The organism is uncultured Caulobacter sp. (assembly GCF_947036865.1).
In the GTDB taxonomy this organism is placed as follows: domain Bacteria; phylum Pseudomonadota; class Alphaproteobacteria; order Caulobacterales; family Caulobacteraceae; genus Caulobacter.
In genome coordinates this window covers 53,689-73,349 of record NZ_CAMQSF010000002.1, presented here as the reverse complement: position 1 = coordinate 73,349, position 19,661 = coordinate 53,689, and the positions used below count along the sequence as shown (strand labels likewise).

General features: G+C 69.8%; 19 protein-coding genes and 3 pseudogenes. 12 read left to right on the top strand and 10 right to left on the bottom strand.

Features of this window, described 5'->3' with window-relative positions; genetic code table 11:
* Positions 1-119 precede the first annotated feature (119 nt).
* The 5 genes from Q0V34_RS02400 to Q0V34_RS02380 are packed head-to-tail and all read left to right on the top strand — an operon-like array spanning position 120 to position 3,716.
* Positions 120-926 carry a VacJ family lipoprotein gene (locus Q0V34_RS02400; protein WP_297507151.1) on the top strand — a complete coding sequence of 269 codons (807 nt, stop codon included), beginning with the start codon at positions 120-122 and terminating at the stop codon, positions 924-926.
* Positions 923-1,588 (top strand): ABC transporter substrate-binding protein, encoded by a 666-nt coding sequence (locus Q0V34_RS02395; protein ID WP_297507148.1) that lies wholly within the window; start codon positions 923-925, stop codon positions 1,586-1,588. The genes Q0V34_RS02400 and Q0V34_RS02395 overlap by 4 nt, the downstream gene beginning before the upstream one ends.
* 31 nt (positions 1,589-1,619) lie before the next feature.
* Positions 1,620-2,135 carry an outer membrane lipid asymmetry maintenance protein MlaD gene (mlaD, locus tag Q0V34_RS02390; protein ID WP_297507145.1) on the top strand — a complete coding sequence of 172 codons (516 nt, stop codon included), beginning with the start codon at positions 1,620-1,622 and terminating at the stop codon, positions 2,133-2,135.
* 1 nt (position 2,136) lies between these two features.
* Entirely contained in the window at positions 2,137-2,949 is an 813-nt protein-coding gene (locus Q0V34_RS02385; RefSeq protein WP_297507142.1) for an ABC transporter permease, read from the top strand.
* Complete coding sequence (locus tag Q0V34_RS02380) at positions 2,946-3,716, top strand: ABC transporter ATP-binding protein (protein WP_297507139.1); 771 nt, start codon at positions 2,946-2,948, stop codon at positions 3,714-3,716. Before Q0V34_RS02385 ends, Q0V34_RS02380 begins: the two co-directional genes overlap by 4 nt.
* Here the strand turns inward: Q0V34_RS02380 and Q0V34_RS02375 are convergent.
* Positions 3,713-4,615, bottom strand: coding sequence for a hydrogen peroxide-inducible genes activator (locus Q0V34_RS02375; protein WP_297507136.1), 903 nt, complete (start codon positions 4,613-4,615; stop codon positions 3,713-3,715). The two genes, Q0V34_RS02380 and Q0V34_RS02375, sit on opposite strands and share 4 nt — an antisense overlap.
* Before the next feature lie 108 nt (positions 4,616-4,723).
* Between Q0V34_RS02375 and Q0V34_RS02370 the strand changes: the two genes are divergently transcribed.
* Together Q0V34_RS02370 and creS are read left to right on the top strand one after the other, a co-directional pair.
* The gene (locus Q0V34_RS02370) at positions 4,724-5,275 is read left to right on the top strand and encodes a carboxymuconolactone decarboxylase family protein (RefSeq protein ID WP_297507133.1); all 552 of its coding nucleotides are present in this window, start codon (positions 4,724-4,726) and stop codon (positions 5,273-5,275) included.
* A gap of 150 nt (positions 5,276-5,425) precedes the next feature.
* On the top strand, positions 5,426-6,799 hold the full coding sequence (creS, locus tag Q0V34_RS02365; protein WP_297507129.1) for a crescentin: 1,374 nt from the start codon (positions 5,426-5,428) through the stop codon (positions 6,797-6,799).
* A gap of 2 nt (positions 6,800-6,801) precedes the next feature.
* Here creS and Q0V34_RS02360 read toward each other — a convergent pair whose 3' ends face one another.
* Both Q0V34_RS02360 and Q0V34_RS02355 read right to left on the bottom strand, forming a co-directional pair.
* Positions 6,802-7,326, bottom strand: coding sequence for an ATPase (locus Q0V34_RS02360; RefSeq protein ID WP_297507126.1), 525 nt, complete (start codon positions 7,324-7,326; stop codon positions 6,802-6,804).
* 20 nt (positions 7,327-7,346) lie between these two features.
* The gene (locus Q0V34_RS02355; protein ID WP_297507124.1) at positions 7,347-8,312 is read right to left on the bottom strand and encodes a TraB/GumN family protein; all 966 of its coding nucleotides are present in this window, start codon (positions 8,310-8,312) and stop codon (positions 7,347-7,349) included.
* 134 nt (positions 8,313-8,446) lie between these two features.
* Here Q0V34_RS02355 and Q0V34_RS02350 point away from each other — a divergent pair, with 134 nt between their 5' ends.
* The 3 genes and pseudogenes from Q0V34_RS02350 (at position 8,447) to Q0V34_RS02340 (ending at position 12,930) form a co-directional block, all read left to right on the top strand.
* Positions 8,447-9,295, top strand: coding sequence for a glutamate racemase (locus Q0V34_RS02350; RefSeq protein ID WP_297507121.1), 849 nt, complete (start codon positions 8,447-8,449; stop codon positions 9,293-9,295).
* A gap of 240 nt (positions 9,296-9,535) precedes the next feature.
* Positions 9,536-12,011, top strand: a pseudogene (locus Q0V34_RS02345) (DNA translocase FtsK 4TM domain-containing protein).
* A 262-nt stretch (positions 12,012-12,273) separates the two neighbouring features.
* Positions 12,274-12,930 carry an outer-membrane lipoprotein carrier protein LolA gene (locus Q0V34_RS02340; protein WP_297507118.1) on the top strand — a complete coding sequence of 219 codons (657 nt, stop codon included), beginning with the start codon at positions 12,274-12,276 and terminating at the stop codon, positions 12,928-12,930.
* A gap of 220 nt (positions 12,931-13,150) precedes the next feature.
* Here the strand turns inward: Q0V34_RS02340 and Q0V34_RS02335 are convergent.
* Positions 13,151-13,269 (bottom strand): annotated as a pseudogene (locus Q0V34_RS02335) (hypothetical protein); the annotation flags it as partial.
* A 64-nt stretch (positions 13,270-13,333) separates the two neighbouring features.
* On the opposite strand from Q0V34_RS02335, the gene xth reads away from it, so the two are divergent.
* Positions 13,334-14,140 (top strand): exodeoxyribonuclease III, encoded by an 807-nt coding sequence (gene xth, locus Q0V34_RS02330; protein WP_297507115.1) that lies wholly within the window; start codon positions 13,334-13,336, stop codon positions 14,138-14,140.
* A 625-nt stretch (positions 14,141-14,765) separates the two neighbouring features.
* On the opposite strand, the pseudogene Q0V34_RS02325 reads toward xth, so the two are convergent.
* Positions 14,766-15,002 (bottom strand): annotated as a pseudogene (locus Q0V34_RS02325) (NAD-dependent epimerase/dehydratase family protein); the annotation flags it as partial.
* A 93-nt stretch (positions 15,003-15,095) separates the two neighbouring features.
* Between Q0V34_RS02325 and Q0V34_RS02320 the strand changes: the two are divergent.
* A complete protein-coding gene (locus tag Q0V34_RS02320) occupies positions 15,096-15,944 on the top strand; it encodes a helix-turn-helix transcriptional regulator (RefSeq protein ID WP_297507112.1) in 849 nt (282 codons plus the stop codon).
* Here the strand turns inward: Q0V34_RS02320 and dnaQ are convergent.
* Genes dnaQ through Q0V34_RS02295 form a run of 5 tightly spaced genes read right to left on the bottom strand, consistent with a single transcriptional unit; the run spans position 15,941 to position 19,647 of the window.
* A complete protein-coding gene (dnaQ, locus tag Q0V34_RS02315) occupies positions 15,941-16,654 on the bottom strand; it encodes a DNA polymerase III subunit epsilon (RefSeq protein ID WP_297507109.1) in 714 nt (237 codons plus the stop codon). The two genes, Q0V34_RS02320 and dnaQ, sit on opposite strands and share 4 nt — an antisense overlap.
* Positions 16,655-16,685: 31 nt before the next feature.
* The gene (gene coaE, locus Q0V34_RS02310; RefSeq protein WP_297507106.1) at positions 16,686-17,285 is read right to left on the bottom strand and encodes a dephospho-CoA kinase; all 600 of its coding nucleotides are present in this window, start codon (positions 17,283-17,285) and stop codon (positions 16,686-16,688) included.
* A 3-nt stretch (positions 17,286-17,288) separates the two neighbouring features.
* Positions 17,289-18,140, bottom strand: coding sequence for a shikimate dehydrogenase (gene aroE, locus Q0V34_RS02305; protein WP_297507103.1), 852 nt, complete (start codon positions 18,138-18,140; stop codon positions 17,289-17,291).
* A complete protein-coding gene (locus tag Q0V34_RS02300) occupies positions 18,137-18,745 on the bottom strand; it encodes a Maf family protein (RefSeq protein WP_297507101.1) in 609 nt (202 codons plus the stop codon). The genes aroE and Q0V34_RS02300 overlap by 4 nt, the downstream gene beginning before the upstream one ends.
* Positions 18,742-19,647 (bottom strand): pyruvate, water dikinase regulatory protein, encoded by a 906-nt coding sequence (locus Q0V34_RS02295; protein ID WP_297507099.1) that lies wholly within the window; start codon positions 19,645-19,647, stop codon positions 18,742-18,744. The genes Q0V34_RS02300 and Q0V34_RS02295 overlap by 4 nt, the downstream gene beginning before the upstream one ends.
* Positions 19,648-19,661 lie beyond the last annotated feature (14 nt).

Below are 19,661 nucleotides of genomic sequence, written 5' to 3'. Positions count from 1 at the left end.
AGGCAAGCCAAGCGCTATTTGGTCAAGACCAGACCAACGTGACCGAAATACCACGCAGGCAATCTTGATACCCGTGTCGTCATGAATACATGCCGCGTGAGATCAGCAGGAGCGCACGCTTGAACAGTCAGGACCAAAGCCCGGGCCACGGGGCCGCCGGGCGGCGAATCGCCGCTATCGGTCTGGTCGCCGCCGCGGGCCTGGCGGTCCTCGCGCCGGCCGCTCGCGCCCAGGACCCGCAGGTCGCGGCGCCGGCGGCGACCGCGGCGCACGATCCGCTGGAGGGTCTGAACCGCGCCTCGTTCAAGCTGGGCATGGGACTGGATCACGTGATCCTCGCCCCGATCGCCCATGGCTATATGGCGGTCGCCCCCCGCGTCGTGAGAAATCGGGTCAGCGCCGCGATCTACAATCTCGGCGAGCCCAGCACGGTCGTGAACCTGATGCTTCAGGGCAAGCCCACCCGCGCCATGCGCTCGACGGCGCGGTTCGTGGTCAATTCCACGGTCGGGGTGGCGGGCCTGTTCGACGTCGCGGCAAAGCTGAACCTGCCGCGGCGCGACGCCGATTTCGGCCAGACCTTCGGCAAGTGGGGGGTCAAGCCGGGCGCCTATGTCTATGTGCCGGTGATGGGCCCGCTGAATGTCCGCGACGGCGTCGGGCGCGTCCTGGACATCGTCACCGACCCGGTCTCGCTCTATGTCGGCGGCCTGAGCACCGACTTCGGCAAGGCCCGCACCGGTCTGACGATCGTCGACCTGCGCGCCGCGACGGATCCGGCGTTCCATGCCTTGAAGGACGCGTCCGACCCCTACGTCACCACCCGATCGGCCTACGCCCAATACCGCGAGGCCGTGGTCCGCCAGGCCACCGGCGAGGCCGAGGATCTTCCCGATTTCGACGCGCCGCCGGCGCCCAAACCATGACGGTCAAATCCATGCGCGAGACTTCCATCACCCGGCGCGGCGCCAACGCCGCGTTCATGGCCTTCTTCGGCGCCGCCGCCCTCGCCGCCGCGACGCCCGCCCTGGCGCAAGGCGGCGCCCGCGATCCCGGCGCCGAGGCCTTCGTCCAGACCAAGGCCCAACGCGTCATCTCCGTCCTGGCCAACAAGGGCATGAACGACGCCCAGAAGAAGCAGGTCTTCCACCAGGCGGTGGACGAGCTGGCCGATGTGCCGAAGATCACGAACTTCGTGCTGGGCAAGTACGCCCGCACCATCACGCCCGAGCAACGCGCCCGCTTCGCGCCCGTCTTCCGGACCTATGCCGAGAACGTCTATCAGAGCCGCATCGACGACTATCACGGCGAACAGCTGAAGGTGACCGGTTCGGTCGTCCGCAAGCCGGGCGACGTGATCGTCAACACCGTGGTCTCCGGCGGCCAACTCGACCAGCCGGTGCAGGTCTCCTGGCGGGTGCTGGGCGGCGGCCAGGCCTGGAAGGTCGTCGACGTCCAGTTCAAGGGCGTCTGGCTGGCGATCACCCAGCAACAGGACTTCGTCTCGACCATCGACAACGCCGGCGGCAATATCGATGTTCTGATCAATCAGCTTCAGAAGGGCGGGACGGGCTCCTCGCGCCGCTAGGGCGACGCCGGGACCTGGACCTCAAGGGGATATGGCTTTGCGCGAACACTGGGCCGAGACGGCCATGGGCGTCGTGGTGCTCGCCCTGGCGGCGGGTTTTCTGACCTATTCGCTGAGCGTGGGCGGCGTGCGCACTTCGCGCGGCGACTATGAGATCAGCGCCAAGTTCGGCGAGGCCGGTTCGCTGGCGCCCGGGGCGGCGGTCAGCGTCGCCGGCGTCAAGGTCGGCACGGTGTCGCGCATCACGCTGGAGCCGAAGACCTATCTGGCCGTCGCCAAGCTGAGCATCGATCCCAGCGTCAAGCTGCCGGCCGACTCCACGGCCAAGATCACCAGCGACGGCCTGCTGGGCGGCGCGCACGTCGCCATCGCGCCCGGCGCGGCGCTGGAGGACCTCAAGCCCGGCGGCGAGATCCAGAACACCCAAGGCGCGGTCGACATCTTCGGCCTGATCGGCTCGGTGATCCGGCCTCAGGGCGGCGGCGCCGCCGCGCCCTCGGCTCCGGCGCCGGCCAATCCCGCCACCCAGCCGGCCGAGAGCTACTAGGATGGCGCCGGCCGAGGCGACCCGGCGGGTCGCCGCCAACCCGATCCGCGCGCTGGGGCGCTCGACCCTGGCGGCGATCCGATCCGTCGGCGCGGTCGCCGTCTTCGCCGTGCGCGGCGTCGCCACGGCGCTGACCCCGCCGTGGTTTCCTGGCCAGATCTGGCGCCAGTTCGGGGCGATCGGCTTCTTCTCGCTGCCGGTCGTGGGCCTGACCGCCGTCTTCACCGGCGCGGCCCTGGCGCTGAACATCTTCACCGGCGGCGGACGCTTCAACGCCGAGCAGGTGATGCCGCAGATCGTCGCTCTGGGGATCACGCGCGAGCTTGGGCCGGTGCTGGCCGCCCTGATGCTGGCCGGGCGCGTCTCGGCCGCCATCGCCGCCGAGATCGGGGCCATGCGCGCCACCGAGCAGATCGACGCCATGCGGACCCTGTCGACCGATCCGTTCCGCTATCTGGTCGGCCCGCGCCTCTTGGCCGGGGTCCTGATGCTGCCTCTGCTGACGGCCGTCGCCGACACGATCGGCGTGGCGGGCGGCTGGCTGGTGGCCACGCGGGTCCTGGCGTTCAACCCGACGGTCTATATCCGCAACACGCTGGACTTCCTGCAGGCCTGGGACGTGGTGTCCGGTCTGATCAAGGCCTCGGTGTTCGGCTTCATCGTCGCCCTGATGGGCTGCTATCATGGCTACAACGCCTCGGGCGGCGCGCGGGGGGTCGGGCGCGCCACCACCCACGCCGTCGTGTCGTCGGCGATCCTGATCTTCGCCTCCGACTACCTCCTGACCACCGTCTTCACCCACGCGGCCCGATGACCGACGCGACCCCCAAGCTGGCCTGGAAGGGCGTGACCAAGAGCTTCGAGGGCCGCCGCGTGCTCGACGGCCTGGATCTGTCGGTGGCGCCGGGCAAGTCCCTGGTGATCATCGGCGGCTCCGGCCAGGGCAAGTCGGTGACCATCAAGACGGCCCTGGGCCTGATGCGGCCCGAGGCCGGCCAGATCGAACTGGACGGCAAGACCGTCGTCGGCCTGTCGGAGGGCGCGCGTCGCAAGCTCTTCTCCCGCATCGGCGTGCTGTTCCAGGGCGCGGCCCTGTTCGACAGCCTGACCATCTGGGAGAACGTCGCCTTCCGCCTGCTCAACGCCGATGGCGTCTCGCGCAAGGACGCGCGCGAGCGGGCGATCGAGGCGCTGGACCAGGTGCGTCTGGCGCCGGCCGTGGCCGATCGCTATCCCTCCGAGCTGTCGGGCGGCATGCAGAAGCGCGCGGGCCTGGCCCGCGCCGTCGTGGCGCGCCCCGAAATCCTGTTCTTCGACGAGCCGACCACGGGCCTTGATCCCATCACGGCGGCGGCGATCAATCAGCTGATCTCCGACCAGGTGCGGCGGCTGGGCTCGACGGCGGTGTCGATCACCCACGACCTGGCCTCGGCCCAGACGATCGGCGACGAGATCGCCATGCTCCACAACGGCAAGATCATCTGGCGCGGCCCGGCCGCCGAGCTGACGACGACCGACAATCCCTATGCCCGGCAGTTCGTCGACGGCCGCGCCGACGGCCCGATCGCCCACACGGTCTAGGCGGCCGTCCGAAGGGTCTCGGCCAGCAGCCGGCCCTCGACCCCTCGGCTGGAGCCGGCTCGCCAAGCCACCACGATCTCGCGGCTGGGGTGCTCGGTCGCCAAGGGGCGCACGGTGATCGCGGCCTTGTCGGCCAGGCCCGCCTCCACCGCCATGGCCGGCAGGAACGAGACGCCGAGACCCGAGCCGATCATCTGCACCAGGGTTGGCAGCGAGGTGGCCGCGAAGCTCTCGTCGTCCCCGCCGCCCTTGGGCGGCTCCAGGCCGCAGGCGGCCAGGGCGTGGTCGCGGAGGCAGTGACCGTCCTCCAGCAGGATCAGATCGTCGTCGCGCAGGCTGTCGGGATCGACCCGCGCGGAGGCCGTCATCGGATGGTTGGCCGGCGCGGCGGCCAGAAGCTCGTCGTCCTCGACATGGGCCCAGTCCAGACCGGTCATGTCGTAGGGCAAGGCGATCAGGGCCGCGTCCAGGGCCCCGGTCTTCAGCGCCGCGATCAGGCGCTGGGTCAGGTCCTCGCGCAGAAAGAGCTTCAGCTTGGGGAAGCGGTCGCGCAGCACCGGCAGGGCGCGCGGCAGCAGATAGGGCGCCACGGTCGGGATCACCCCGAGGCGGAAGCGGCCCGCCAGCGGTTGCCCGGCGCCGCGCGCGGCCTGCACCAGATCCTCGGTCCGGGCCAGAATGTCCTCGGCCCGACGCACCGCCTCCTGGCCGGCGGCGGTGAGGATCACCCCCGATCGGGCCCGGTCGACCACGGGCGCCCCCAGGATCTTCTCCAGCTCCTGGATGCCGGCCGACAGCGTGGGCTGGGTGACATAGGCGCTCTCCGCCGCGCGGCTGAACGAGCCGTGTTCGGAGAGCAGCTTCAGATATTGCAGCTGACGGAGCGTGGGCAGGAGCATGGCGGCAATATAGGCGCGCCCTATGGAAAATCCACGAACCATCGACGCGGCCGAGGGACGCGGCCCGCCCGCGATGTTAAGGCCTATTCCGTGTGACGGAGCGCGCCCATGCCGATCGAAGCCCTGAAGGCCCAGCTGCCCGCCTACGCCCGCGACATCGCCCTTAATCTCAAGGCATTGGCGGGCGAAAGCGTGCTGAGCGATCAGGCCAAATGGGGCTGCTTCCTGGCCAGCGCCTGCGCGGCGGGCGAACCGGAAACCCTCAAGGCGATCACGATCGCGGCGCGGGAGGCCGGCTTGTCCGAGCCCGCGATCGAGGCGGCCAAGACCGCCGCGGCGATCATGGCCATGAACAACGTCTATTTCCGCGCCCTGCACCAGATGGACGACCCGGAGTACCGCGCCCTGCCCTCGCGGCTGCGCATGAACCGGCTGACCCATCCCGGCGTCGAGCCGGTCGACTACGAGCTCTGGTGCGTGGCCGTTTCGGCGATCAACGGCTGCGCCGCCTGCCTCGACAGCCACCAAGCCGAGCTGCGGCGGCGTGGCGTCGCGGCGGTTCAAATCCAAGCGGCGCTGCGCATCGCCGCGGTCGTCCACGCCGTCGCGCGGGTGCTGGCGGTCGAGCTGGCGGATCGTCCCCAGTTTTCGGGCCTATAAACCTAAGCGCGACGCCGCGTCGCGGTGTCGCCCCCTCGACATTCATCTTGTCCGTAAACTAGGTTGTTAACCTCTGGGTAAGAGATTCGCGGCGTCCGGCCGAGCGTCCTGTCAGGTCGCCGCGGACACGCATGGGGCGAAGGTGGCGACATGAGACTGCTGTCGAAGAATTCTCGCGACAACAAGGGCGTCAAGCCAGCCGTTCTGGTCGGCGACGCCCCGGCCGAAAGCGTCCAGCACCGGATAGAGTCCACCCAGGCCATCGGCCAGCGCTACGAAACCATCCATGGCGGCCTCGACAGCATCGGCCGGGTCATGGAGCACCTGAAGGCCATCGAGCCGCTGATCGCCGAGATCCGCGGTCCGGTCAGCCAGGAGTTCGAGGCCCGTCGCGCCGAACACGCCGAACTGATCGCCCTCCGCGCCAACTACGAGCAGGCCCAGCGCCAGATCGCCCAGATCCAGGCCGAGGAGCGCGAGGTCAGCGCCCGCCTCGCCGCGACCGAAACCGCGCTCGGCGAGTCCGAAGCCCGTCGTCAGACCCAGGACACCGCGCTCGAGGACAACGCCCTGGAGATCGACCGCCTGCGCAACACCCTGCTGCAGTCGGACCTGAAGGTCTCCAGCCTCGACGCGTCCCTGCGCGACGCGACGGCGCGCATCGAGCACCTGGTGCAGGATCTCGAGGGCCTGCGGGTCCAGACCCAGGAGATCGACGCCCGCCGCGGCGACGCCGAGGCGGCGCTGGCCCGCGCCAACCAGGACAACGCCCTGCTGGGCGAGGAAGCCGCGACTCTGAAGAAGCGCGTCGACCAGGCCGGCCTCGACCTCGCGCGCCTGTCGCGCATCGAAACCGATCTGGAGGCCCAGCTCGCCGCCGAGCGGGCGCGGGTCCAGGCGATGGAGAACGCCCTGGCGGCCCATCAGACCGACAGCGGGCGCACGATCCGCGGCCTGGAAAGCCAGGTCGAGGCCAACCGCGCCGAGATCTCGGCCCTGCAGACCCGTCTGGAGACCGCGACCGGTCGCGCCGAGAAGCTCGAGGAGATGAACACCCAGCTGTCGGCTCGCCTGGCGGAATCCAGCGCGCACCAGAAGGCGGTCGAGCGCCGCGCCGGCGATCTCAATGTCGCGCTGGAGCGCGCGCTGGAGCGGATCCGCGCGCTGGAGGAGGAGGCCGAGGGCCTGCGTCAGCGCCACGCCGGCGTCGACACCGCCCGCGCCACCGCCATCGAGCGCGCCGACCAGATGGCCAAGAGCGCGCTCGCCCAGGAAAAGGCGCTCAAGCGCGCCGAGGAACGGGCCCAGCAGCTGCGCGCCCGCCTCGACGCCATGCAGGAAGCGCAGGACCAGATCCGTCGCGAGCACGAGGACAAGGTCGCCGAGCTGCAGGCCACGATCGAACGCCTCACCTCCGAGGCCGCCCTCGCCGAGGGCGCTCTGGAAGCGGCCCGCCGCGACCGCTCGCGCCTGCAGATGGCGTTGCTCGGCGCTGGCGAAGGCGACCTGGCCGAGAGCGCCTAAAGCTAGCGGGTTTCGGCGGCGCTCTTCAGGCCCGCCACCTGCTGGCCGAGCACCAGGTCGACGACCCCGGCGACCTTGTCGAGGCCGCCCCGGAAGTATCCGCCGACATCGTAGGTGGCGGTGACGATGGTGCGGCCGTTCTTTTCGCTGAGCAGGATGGTCAGGGCGCCGGTGGCGCCCGAGCTCTGCATCGGCCCCAGCGCGCCGGACAAGACGAGCTTCTGGCCGGGCGCGGCGTATAGCGTCGTCATGTGCAGCACCGAGCCGCCGTTCGGCAGCTTCTCGCAGAAGCAGCCGCCGGACGATGCGCCCAGCGAGAGATTCGCCGCCGAGCCCGACCAGGTGTGGGTCGACGACCACCACTTGGCCGGCTGGACCAGCGTGGCCCAGACGACGCTGGCCGGCGCGGCCACCACCACCTCGTGCTTGATCTCGAACCCGTTGGCCTGGGCGTCCACCACCTCGGCCCGGGCCGCGCCCGCGGCCAGCAGCGTCAAGGCCGTCGCGGCGATCGCGGTCTTCCTCATGGTCCCCTCCCCTCCGAACCTCATTCCACCGGCGACGACACCACCGCCCCGGATGCCTTCAGCCGGTCGAGCACGCCATTGGCCGGCAGCAGGAAACCGAGATCGACCACCGCCACCGTGACGCCGGGCCGCTTCAGCGCCTCGGTCATCGCGTCGGTCGTCTGAGCCAGACCCTTCTCCAGCAGCGCCTGGCCGCCCGGAACGTGGGTCAGGCAGCGCTGGGCGGCGCTGGCGCGGTAGCGCGCGCGCACCGAGGCCAGATCGCCCTCGGCCCAGTCCTGACCGATGGTCGTGGAGTGGGCCCCGTCATAGGCGATCTCGTCCAGCGCCACGCGCAGGCAATAGAGCTGGTCCTCCGGCGACAGCTTGCCGGCGATCGACGTCACCGCGCTCATCCGGTACTGGCCGACCGCCTTGACCTTCAGCTTGCGCGCCTTGGCCATCCGCTCGACGGTGCTGACGGGCTTGGCTTCGGACAGGCCGGCGGCCTGACGGAAATCCGACAGCAGCAGGAAACCCGCGACCGCCGGCTTCCAGTTCCTGTAGTCGCCCGGACCCTTGCGAGCCTGCTCGCGCGACTGGACGAACCGCGCCTTCAGATCCGGCGGCAGCTCGTTTTCGAGGGATTTGCCGAGCGGCTGGCGCAGGCCGCCGCCGAAGCGAAGAATAAAGCCCGCCACCTGGGTGACGCCGACCGCCGCCTCGGGCGGGACCAGAACGAGACTGGCCTTGGACAGCGCCTTGTCGAGACGCGGGCTCGACCAGTTCAGGCGGTGCGGCAAGGGCTGGGCCGCGCCGAGGATATAGAGCTTGGCGCCGTCCTTCTCGACCAGCCAGATCGCCGGGCCCGGCGGCTTGGCCACGACCGTCAGCTCGGCGACCACCGCGCTCTCGTCCTGGGCCGGCGCGGCGCCGAGCTCGACCGTGGGCGGGGGCGCGGCCTGGCCGGCCAGCAGCAGGGAAAAGGCGAGAGCGGTCGCAGCCATCGAAACTCCTTTAGCCCCGCCGCCGATTTAACCCGTCTCCCGCCGCGCGAGAAGGGCCCGCGCCATCGACCCGCTCTCGGCGCGAGCGGCAAGCCGCGCGTGACGCCGGCCGCCGGGGCCGCTAAAGCTCTCGCATGATCGGCGTCTTCGACTCCGGCGTGGGTGGTCTCACGGTCCACCGCGCCCTCGTGCAGCGTCTGCCCCAGGCGGACTTCACCTATCTGGCCGACCAGGCCCATGCCCCCTACGGCGTGCGGACCGGCGAGGAGATCGTCGAGCTGACCAAGGCCGGCTGCGTGCGCCTGTTCGACCGCGGCGCCAGCCTGATCGTCCTGGCCTGCAACACCGCCTCGGCCATCGCGCTGCGTCGCCTGCAGCAGACCTGGCTGCCGGGCTATCGGCGCGAGCTCGGCCGACCCGTCAATGTGCTGGGCATCATCGTACCAACCATCGAGAAGGCGACCGGCCTGCCGTGGGAGCACGAGGCCGAGCGGCGCGGCGACAAGGTCGAGGCCCTGGACATCCTCGGCGTCTTCGCCACCCCGGCCACGGTGCGCTCGCGCGTCTACGAGATCGAGATCGACAAGCGCAAGCAGGACCTGGCGGTGTTCTCCGAGCCTTGCCCCGAGCTCGTGCCGCTGATCGAGCAGGACGCATCCGTCGTCGAGCTGGCCAAGGCCGTCGAGGCGCACGTGCAGGCGCTGAAGACCCGCATCGGCCGCTTCCCGGACCGCGTGGTGCTGGGCTGCACCCATTACGAGATCATCGCCGACCTCTTCCGCGCGGCCCTCCCCGCCGGCACGCCGCTGATCCAGCAGCCGGAGGCCACGGCCGATGCGCTGGAGCTCTACCTGGCGCGGCATCCGGAGTACTCGACCGGATCGGGCGGCGGGCGGGTCTTCCTGACCACCGGAACGCCGGGGCCGCAGAACGGTCTGGTCCAGGGCTTCTGGGGCGGTCCGGTGACGTTCGAGGCGGCTTAGGCTCTTCCTCCCTTCCCCCTTGATGGGGGAAGGGCCGGGGATGGGGGTGGCCGCCGACTTGCCGCCAGCACCGCTTCAAACGCCGCGTCACCCCCACCCTACCCTCCCCCATCAAGGAGGAGGGAGATCGGCGTTGGGCTCGCCATCCTTAATCGCTCTTCCACCAACGCCGTAAACGCCCCTTAACCCTCTTCGGGCACAACATCGCGGTTCGACCCATTCTGGGGGTCGGAAGACGAGTTGAGTTCGGAGACTTTTGATGGCGCGAGCCGCGCGGCGATCCACGACGGAGCTCCTGTGGGAGGCCCTCCGTTACGGCTGGGCGCAGCCCTGGACGGCTCGGTTCCGGGGCGGGATCGTCACCGTCGTCGGCGGGGTCCTGCTGCTGGCCATCGCCACCTACAGCGCGACCGATCCCAGCTGGAACGCCGCGACCGGCGAGCCGGCCCGCAATGCGCTGGGCGGCCCGGGCGCGGCGGTGGCCGATCTCCTGATGCAGTCGCTGGGCCTGTCGGCCTGGGGCGTCGCCCTCTTGATGCTGGTGTTCGGCGTCACCCGCGTGGCCCAGGCCGATCCGGACGCCGAGCGCAAGGACCTGCGCCAGCGGGCGATCATCGGATCGCTGGGCCTCCTGGCCCTGTCGGCGGTGCTGGCCGCCCCGCCGCCGCCGGCGGTCTGGCAGCTGGAAAAGGGTCTCGGCGGGTTCTGGGGTGACGCGCTGCTGCACATGGTCGCCGGCACGTTGCACTACGCCCACATCCCCGGCGCGACGATTATCGCCGCCCTGCTGTTCGCCGTCGCCGCCCTGGCGGCGCTGGGCTTCGCGATCGGCGTGCGCGAGGTCGATCCGGACGCGATCCACGCCGCCGTCGCCACCGCCCTGCAACCCCGCGCCCGCCCCGAGCCGGAACCGCCGCCCGCGCCGGCGCCCAAGCCGGTTCGCGCCAGGAAGGAAAAGGCGCCGCCCGCCCCTCGGCGCGAACGCGGCCTGCCGCCGTTGGAGCCCGAGGACGCCGTCGACACGCCCGTCGCCCCGAGAACCGCCGCCGCGCCGGAGCGTCCCTACGCGCCGCCGCCCAAGACCGACGAGGACGATTTCGAGGACACCCTCGACGCTCGCCCGATGGCGATCGCCAAGCCCAAGACCACGCCCAAGGAGTCCGGCCGCGAACAGCGCGAGCAGCAGAAGGCCTTCGCCTTCGACGACGAGGACGGCTTCCAACTGCCCGAACTGGCCATGCTGGCCAAGGCCAAGCCGCGCTCGTCCGAGGTCGACGCCGCCGCCCTGCGCCAGAACGCCCGGCTGCTGGAAAGCGTCCTGGCCGAGTTCGGCGTAAAGGGTCAGATCGACCAGATCCGCCCCGGTCCCGTGGTCACCATGTACGAGCTGGCCCCCGCGCCCGGCGTCAAGACCGCCCGCGTCGTGGCCCTGGCCGACGACATCGCCCGCTCGATGAGCGTGATCTCGTGCCGCGTGGCCGTGGCCCAAGGCCGCAACGCCATCGGCATCGAGCTGCCGAACTCGCGCCGCGAGACCGTCTATCTGCGCGACCTCCTGTCCAGCGCCGACTACGAGAAGGCCAGCCAGATCCTGCCCATGGCGCTCGGCGAGACCATCGGCGGCGAGCCCTATGTGGCCGACCTCGCCAAGATGCCCCACCTGCTGATCGCCGGCACCACCGGCTCGGGCAAGTCGGTCGGCGTCAACGCCATGATCCTGTCGATCCTGTACAAGCTGCCGCCGGACAAGTGCCGCTTCATCATGGTCGATCCCAAGATGCTGGAGCTGAGCGTTTACGACGGCATCCCGCACCTCTTGGCCCCCGTCGTGACGGATCCGAAAAAGGCCGTCGTGGCCCTGAAGTGGACGGTCCGCGAGATGGAGGACCGCTATCGCCGCATGTCCAAGATCGGCGTGCGCAACATCGGCGGCTACAACGAGAAGGCCAACGAGGCCGCGGCCAAGGGCGAGCACTTCGAGCGGACCGTGCAGACCGGCTTCGACGACGCCGGCCGGCCGATCTACGAGACCGAGCAGATCCGGCCCGAGCCCATGCCCTATCTGGTCGTGGTCATCGACGAGGTCGCCGATCTGATGATGGTGGCCGGCAAGGACATCGAAGGCGCCGTGCAGCGCCTGGCCCAGATGGCCCGCGCCGCCGGCATCCACCTGATCATGGCCACCCAGCGCCCGTCGGTCGACGTGATCACCGGCACCATCAAGGCCAACTTCCCGACCCGGATCAGCTTCCAGGTCACCAGCAAGATCGACGCCCGCACCATCCTGGGCGAGCAGGGCGCCGAGCAGCTGCTGGGCCAGGGCGACATGCTCTACATGGCGGGCGGCGGCCGCATCACCCGTCTGCACGGCCCGTTCGTCAGCGACGGCGAGGTCGAGGCCGTGGCCCGCTTCCTCCGCGACCAGGGCACGCCGCAGTATCTGGAAGAGGTCACCGCCGGCGGCGACGAGGAGCAGGAAGAGGCCATCGAGGGCGCCTTCGCCGGCGAGGGCGGGTCCAACGACCTCTACGACCACGCGGTGGCCGTGGTCACCCGCGACCGCAAGGCCTCGACCAGCTATATCCAGCGCCGCCTGCAGATTGGCTACAACCGCGCCGCCTCGCTGATGGAGCGGATGGAGAAGGAAGGCGTCGTCGGCCCCGCCAACCACGCCGGCAAGCGCGAGATCCTGGCCCCGCCCCCGCCGCCGCTCTGATTCCTCCGACTTCCCCGGCGAATGCCGGGGCCCAGATGCCAAGGCGCCCGCGCACCCGGAAGGTCGCGGGCGTTCTTGCATGGACCTCAAAGCCACACGATCTGGGTCCCGGCGAACGCCGGGGAAGTCGGATGAGGGTGGCAACCTTGGCTTTGATGCAGCGTTCCTTGGCCTTCCAACCTGAACGGCGCTTCATCGGGGCGCCGGAAAATGGCCTCGCGGCGGCCTTCGCGCGGGCCAAGGTTGCGGCTAAGGAGTTCCCATGACCAATCGCCGTTTCCTTCTCGCGGCCGGCCTGGCCGCCGCTCTCGCCCAGACGTCCTTCGCGACCGTCGCCCTGGCCCAGGACGGCAGGCCCGTCCCCGCCGCCTTGACCGCCGACCAGAAGGCGCTGCTGGACAAGGCCACCGCCTATATCCAGGGCCTGTCGTCGGCCAAGGGCCGCTTCGTCCAGACCGACGCGCGCGGCACGGTGACGCAAGGGACCTTCTACCTGCAGCGTCCCGGCAAGGCGCGGTTCCAGTACGACCCGCCCGCCGGCCTGCTGGTCGTCAGCAACGGCCATAACGTCAACATCTTCGACAGCCGGCTGAAGACCTATGAGAGCTACCCGCTGGGCAGAACGCCGCTGAACCTTTTGCTGGCGCGCGAGGTTCGGCTAGATCGCGGCGTGGTCATCACCGACATCAGGCCGTTGGCGGACGGCTTCACGATCGTCGCCCAAGACGCCAAGCGCCAGGCGCTGGGCCGCATCTCGATCGACTTTTCGAACGCGCCGGTCGGCTTGATGGGCTGGACCGTCACCGACCTGAAGGGCGGCCAGATCCGCGTGCGGCTCAGCGATTTCGCCGAGACCGGCGATCTCGATCCCAAGCTCTTCGTGCTCACGGACCCCCGGCGCAAGGTGGGCAAGCCCTAGGTGTCGGTTTGTGACATTCTCACAACAGGCAAGAATCAACCTTCGATGCTCTTGACTAAAAATTAGGACGTGGCATATTTAACACGCATGGCGAAGAGCGACCGACCCGCTCCTCGCGAACCGTGCCGGATCCTATCCCCTCCCGGCGGCGGCATGAGAGACTAGACTTTCGCCCCGGCGCCGATGCGCCGGGGCGTTTTTCTTGGGCCGCCAGCCTCGCGTGTTGATGGCCTCTTCGGAGCCGTCCTCGCCTTTCGCCGGGCTCGGGGTGAGGACGGGTGTCGGTCTCGTTCGCTCAAAATCCTCATCCTGAGCTTGTCGAAGGACGAGGATTTCCATCCGGACCCGCGCCCACGCTCAGCCATTTCTTTTCCGCCACTGGAAACCGCGTTAGAGGCGGGCCATGCGCCTCCGTCTCGCCACCTGGAACGTCAATTCCGTCCGCCTGCGCGCCGAGCAGGTCGCCCGCTTCGTCGACGAGCAGGCGCCCGATGTCCTCTGCCTGCAGGAGATCAAGTGCCAGGAGGGTGAGTTCCCCCGCGAAGCCTTCGCGGCCATGGGCCTGCCGCACCTGAAGATCGCGGGCCAAAAGGGCTGGCACGGGGTGGCGATCGCCTCACGCCTGCCGTTCGAGGACGTCCCGACCCTGATGAACTGCCGCGAGGGCCACGCGCGCTGCGTCGCGGCCAAGGTCGCCGGGGTCGAGATCCAGAACTTCTACATCCCCGCCGGCGGCGACCTGCCGGACCGGGCGGCCAATCCGAAGTTCGACCATAAGCTCGATTTCTACGAGACCCTGACCGCCGCCCTGAAGCGGCGCGATCCCCGGGAGCCGCTGATCGTCACCGGCGACCTCAACATCGCGCCGGGCGAAAACGACGTCTGGAGCCACCGGCAGATGCTGAAGGTCGTCAGTCATACCCCGCCGGAGCTGGAAGCCTTCGAAGCGCTCGTGAAATCGATGGACCTTTTGGACCTGCCGCGCCTGGCCACGCCGGAGCCGGAAAAGCTGTTCAGCTGGTGGAGCTACCGCGCGGCCGATTTCCGCAAGTCCAACCGGGGCCTGCGCCTCGACCACATTCTCGCGAGCCCGGGCCTGCGCGACGCGGCGATCGTGGACGGCAAGGTTTCCTCGCGCGTTCACGACGACGTCCGCGAATGGGAGCGACCCAGCGACCACGCGCCCGTGACGGCGGACCTGAAGGTCTAGAAGTAGCCGGCGGTCTCCAGGTCCGCATCAGGCTGGGCCCGGTCGGCGTCCAGCCAAGCGTGTCACGGGTCCAGGCCGCCGAGGTGGCGGCGTCCATCCCGGCGAACATGGCGAACCAGCCGAAGTGCTCGGCCGGGCGGCTCTCGACCGGCAGGCCCAAACCCTTGCCTATCGCCGTGGCGATGGCCTTCATCGGCACGGCCTCCTCGGCGACGGCGTGATAGCGCTCGCCGACGGCGCCGCGCTCCAGCGCCAGTCGATAGAGGCGGGCGGCGTCGGAGCGATGCACGGCCGCCCAGCGGTTTTCCCCCTCGCCGATATAGGCCGCCACGCCGGTCTCGCGGGCGAGATTGATCAGCATGGGCACGAAGCCGTGGTCGCCGGCGTCGTGGGTGGTCGGCGCGAGGCGGACGACCGAGGCGCGCACCCCCTTGGCCGCCAGCGCGTCGGCCGAGGGTTCCGAAATCCGCGGCGAGACCCCCGAGGGGCGGTCGTCCTCGGTCGCCAGCCGCCCGGTCGCCAGCATCGCCGTGCCCGAGGTGACCAAAATCGGCTTGGTCGTGCCCTCGAGCGCCTCGCCGAGGACCCCGATGGCGCGGCCGTCCTGCCGGGCGTTCTCAGCGAACCGGGAAAAATCGTGGTTGAAGGCGGTGTGGATCACCCCGTCGCAGGCCGCCGCGCTCGCCGCCAGAATGTCGTGGTCGTCGAGGGTTCCCAGCACGGCCTCCGCGCCCCCGGCCTCGAGTTGGGTCGCGCCGGCCGAGGACCGTGACAGGCCCAGCACCTGGTGTCCGTGGCCGATAAGCTCCTGGACAACGGCCGAGCCGACGAAGCCGGTGGCGCCGGTGACGAAAACGCGCATGGAAATGACCTCGGGGATTTCACTTCGGCCAGACTGCGGATTAAGGTCATCCTGTTAAAGTCGAGACATTATACAGGTATAAGGCCTAACAGCATGAACGCGCCCGTCGTCTCGGAGAGCCGGCCGGAAAGTCGCCTCGGCGCCTATTTGCGGGATCGCCGGGCGCGGCTGGACGCCGCCGCCCTGGGGTTCTCCGGATCGCGCCGCCGCACGCCCGGCCTGCGCCGCGAGGAAGTGGCCCAGCGCGCGAACATCAGCGCCACCTGGTACACCTGGCTGGAGCAGGGGCGGGGCGGCGCGCCCTCGGCCGATGTGCTGAACCGCGTCGCGCGCGCCCTGATGCTGACCGAGGTCGAGCGCGAGCATCTGTTCCTGCTGGCCCTGGGCCGCCCGCCCGAGCTCCGTTACCGCGAGACCGAAGGCGTGTCGCCGCGACTGCAGCGGGTGCTGGACGCCTTCGAGGCCAGTCCGGCCATGATCAAGACCCTGACCTGGGATGTCATCGCCTGGAACCGGGCGGCGGCCGTGGTGCTGGCCGACTACGGTTCTCTGCCGATGGAAGAGCGCAACATTCTGCGCCGGATCTTCTGCGACCCTCGCGCGCGGGCGCTCAATACCGAATGGGAGCAGGTAGCCCGTTTCGTGGTCGCCGCCTTTCGCGCCGACGTCGCCCGCGCCGGGGCGGGCGCCGCCCCGTCGGTCAACGCCCTTGTCGAGGAGCTGTCCCACCGCAGCCCCGACTTCGTGAGCCTCTGGGCCGAGAACGACGTCCGCTACCACGGCGACGGCGTCAAGCACCTGCGGCATCCGGCTCTGGGGCCGATCGCGTTCGAGTATTCGGCCTTCGCAGTCGACGGCCGGCCGGACCTCGGGATGATCGTCTATAACCCGGCGACGCCGGAGGCGTGCGAGCGGGTGCGGGCGCTGGTCGCGGCGAGCTAACCCTCCGCCGCCACCACGCCCTGCTGGATCCACAAAGCCTGATCTTTCAAGTTCTTGCGGATCCAGGCCGCGTGGATCTCGCGCTCGGCCTCGGTGGAACGGGGGGCCAGGGGCCGGGGCCGCGCGCCATAGGCGCCCTGGACCGCCGCCGACACCGCCAGAGCCTCCACCGCGTGGGTCAGCTCCAGCGCGCGTTCCTTGCCGCCCTGCAGCTCAAGATAGACCTCCGCCAGCAGATGGGCGTCGATCAGGGCGCCATGCTTGTCACGGCTTTCCAGGCTGATCTTGAAGCGTTTGCACAGCGCGTCGAGCGAGTTGTACATGCCCGGAAAGCGCTTCTTGGCCATGGCCAGGGTGTCGATCCAGCGGTCCTCGTGGATCGGGGCGCGGCCGCATTTCTCCAGCTCGAAATTGACGAACTGGCGGTCGAAGGCGGCGTTGTGGGCGATCACCGGCGAGTCGCCGACGAAGTCGACGAAGCGGTCGGCGATCTCATGGAACTTCGGCTTGCCGGTCAGGAAGGCGCTGGACAGGCCGTGCACCTTCTCGGCCTCGGCCGGCATGTCGCGCAGCGGGTCGCAATACTCGTGGAACGACCGGCCCGTCGGCATGAAGTCGACCACCTCGATGCAGCCGATTTCGACGAGACGGTCCCCGGTCTTGGGGTCGAAACCGGTGGTTTCGGTGTCGAGGATGATTTCCCGGGCCATGAGCTTCTTTTGAGCCGGTTCGAGTCGCGCATCAAGCGGAGCGGGCGGTTCTCAACAGGGTCACGAGGTCGCGCACCTGGCGTCGGGCGTGGTCGAGGCCATGGCCGGTGTCGATGACGAAGTCGGCCCGGGCGCGCTTTTCTGCGTCCGGCGTCTGGCGAGCCAGGATGGCTTCGAACTTCTCGGGCGTCATGCCCGGTCGCGCCAGCACGCGCGCCCGCTGGACGTCGGCCGGGGCGGAAACCACGACCACCTTGTCGACCTTGCTTTCGCCGCCGGTCTCGAACAGCAAGGGGACGTCCAGCGCGACGATCTCGTGGCCCTCGGCTCGGGCCTTCTCGAAGAAGCCGATCCGGTGGGCGCCGACCAGCGGGTGAACGATCGTCTCCAGCTTGGCCAGGGCCTCCGGATCGCCGACCACCCGGGCGCTGAGGCGGGCGCGGTCGATCGCGCCGTCGACGACGACCCCGGGGAAGGCGGCCTCGACCGGCGCCACCGCCGCGCCCCCGGCGGCATAGAGCGCGTGGACGGCGGCGTCGGAGTCGTAGACCGGAACGCCCTCGGCCTCGAACATCGCCGCCGTGGTCGACTTGCCCATGCCGATCGATCCGGTGAGGCCCAGCACCAGCATGGCTCAGGCCTCGCCGAGCAGGGTGAGCGCGATGGCGCGGACGTCGACTTCGGCCGGCGCCGCGACGCCGTAGATGGCCTCGAAGGTCGGAACGGCCTGGCGCAGCAGCATCTCCAGGCCATCGACCGTGCGGCGGCCGGCCGCCTCGGCGCGGCGAAGGAATTCGGTTCGCAGCGGCTTGTAGACCATGTCCATGATCACGGCGGTGTTCGGGGTCAGGGCCAGGTCGGCGGCGGGACCCTCGCCGCCGCCCAGGCCCAAGGACGTCGCGTTGATCACCAGGCCCGCGCGCGGCAGCAGGTCGGGGAGGGCGCTTTCCTCGGCCGCGATGACCTTGGGTCCGAAAGCCTCGGCCAGGTCCCGGGCGCGAGCCAGGGTGCGGTTGACGATGGCGATGCTCGGCGCGCCCGCCAGAAGCAGCGCCGCCGCCGCGCCCCGCGCCGCGCCGCCGGCCCCGAGGATGACCACGGGCGCGGCGGCCATGTCGAAGCCGGGCGCCTGAACGGCGATCGCCGCGATCAGGCCGGGTCCGTCGGTGTTGTCGGCGTGAACCGATCCGTCGGCGTTGAGGATCAGGAGATTGGCGGCCCCGGCCATCCTCGCCAGATCGCTGGCGGTGTCGGCCACGGCGAGGGCCCGCTCCTTGAACGGGATCGTCACATTGATCCCGCGCGCGGCCCCGCCCCGCAGGCCATCGACGAAGGCTTCGAACCGGTCCTCGGCCGGCGCGAACGGAACATAGGCCGCGTCCAGCCCCGCGGCTTCGATCCAGGCGTTGTGCAGGATCGGGCTCAGGGAATGCTTGATCGGCTGGCCGCAGACGCCGCCGACGATGGCGGCTCCCGAGATCGTCATGAGGCCAAGGCTCCGTGCAGACGCAGAAAATCGAGCAGGCCCACCAGCGGCAGGCCCAGGATGGCGAAGTAGTCGCCGTCGATCCGGTCGAACAGCTGCACGCCCTCGCTTTCCAGCTCGTAGCAGCCGACCGACCACAGCAAGGCTTCGCCGCGCCGCGCCATATAGGCGTCGAGCCAGGCCTCGCTGAACGGTCGCACCGACAGCTTGGCGGTTTCGACCCGGCGCCAGATCGGCTGGCCGTCGCGCGCCACGACCACGGCCGAATGCAGTTTATGGGTCCGGCCGCGCAGGTCGAGCAGACGGTCGCGGGCCTCGGCCAGGGTGTCCACCTTGTCAATCAGCCGTCCGTCGAGATCCAGCGTTTGGTCAGCGCCGATCACCAGGCCGGGTCGCCGCATCGAGACCTTGACGGCCTTCATCTCGGCCAGGGCGTCGGCGACATCGCGCGGCGAGACGCTTTCGCTCAAGAGGGCGGCCTTGGCGGCGGCTTCGTCGACGCCCGGGCTGACCGCCTCGAAGGCGACCCCGGCGTTTTCCAGAATCATCCGCCGCGTCGCGCTGGTCGAGGCCAGGGTGACGGGGGTCGGTTCGGTGGCGTTCACCCCAGCACCTCGACCTTGCCGCGCCCGCCCGACAGCAGGTTGATGATCGCCGCGGCGGTCTCCTCGACCGAACGGCGGGTGATGTCGATCACCGGCCAGTTCATTCGCTCGAACAGGCGGCGGGCGGCGATGATCTCCTGGCGCACCGCGTCGGCGTCGACATAGTCGCTCTCGCGGTTTTCCTTCAGGGAGAGGAGGCGGTTGCGGCGGATCTGGATCAGGCGGTCCGGCGAGGTGATCAGGCCGACGATCAGGGTGTTCTTCAGCTCGAACAGCTCGGGCGGCGGCGGCCGGCCCGGCACCAGCGGCACGTTCGCGGCCCGCACGCCGCGATGGGCCAGATAGATGCAGGTCGGGGTCTTGGAGGTGCGCGAGACGCCGACCAGGATCACGTCGGCCTGGGTCAGGTCCTGGCCACCCTGGCCGTCGTCGTGGGCGATGGCGTAGTCCAGCGCCTCGATGCGGTCGAAATAGTCGTTGGTCAGGGCGTGCTGCGCGCCGACCCGCGTTGAGATCCGCGCGCCCAGATAGCGGGACATGGCGCTGATCACCGGATCCAGCGCGGCGATGCAGGGCATCTCGAGCTTGCGACACCCCTCCTCGAGCGCCGCGCGCAGGCCCGGATCGACGATGGTGTGCATCACCACCCCCGGCGCGCCGGCGATCTCCTCCAGCGCCCGGTCCAGCTGCCGGGTCGAACGAACCAGGGCGTAGATGTGCTCGATCGGCAAAATGTCGGTGAAGCGGGCGCATACCGCGCGGGCCATGGCGTTCAGGGTTTCGCCCGTGGAGTCGGACACCAGATGGATATGGAAATAGGTCGCGAAGCGCGGCGGCAGCCGGTCGGCGTCCCCCTGGGCCAGACTCTCCTGTGGATCGTCCGTTAACGGTTGCTTAACCACTTGTCCTGCCTCTG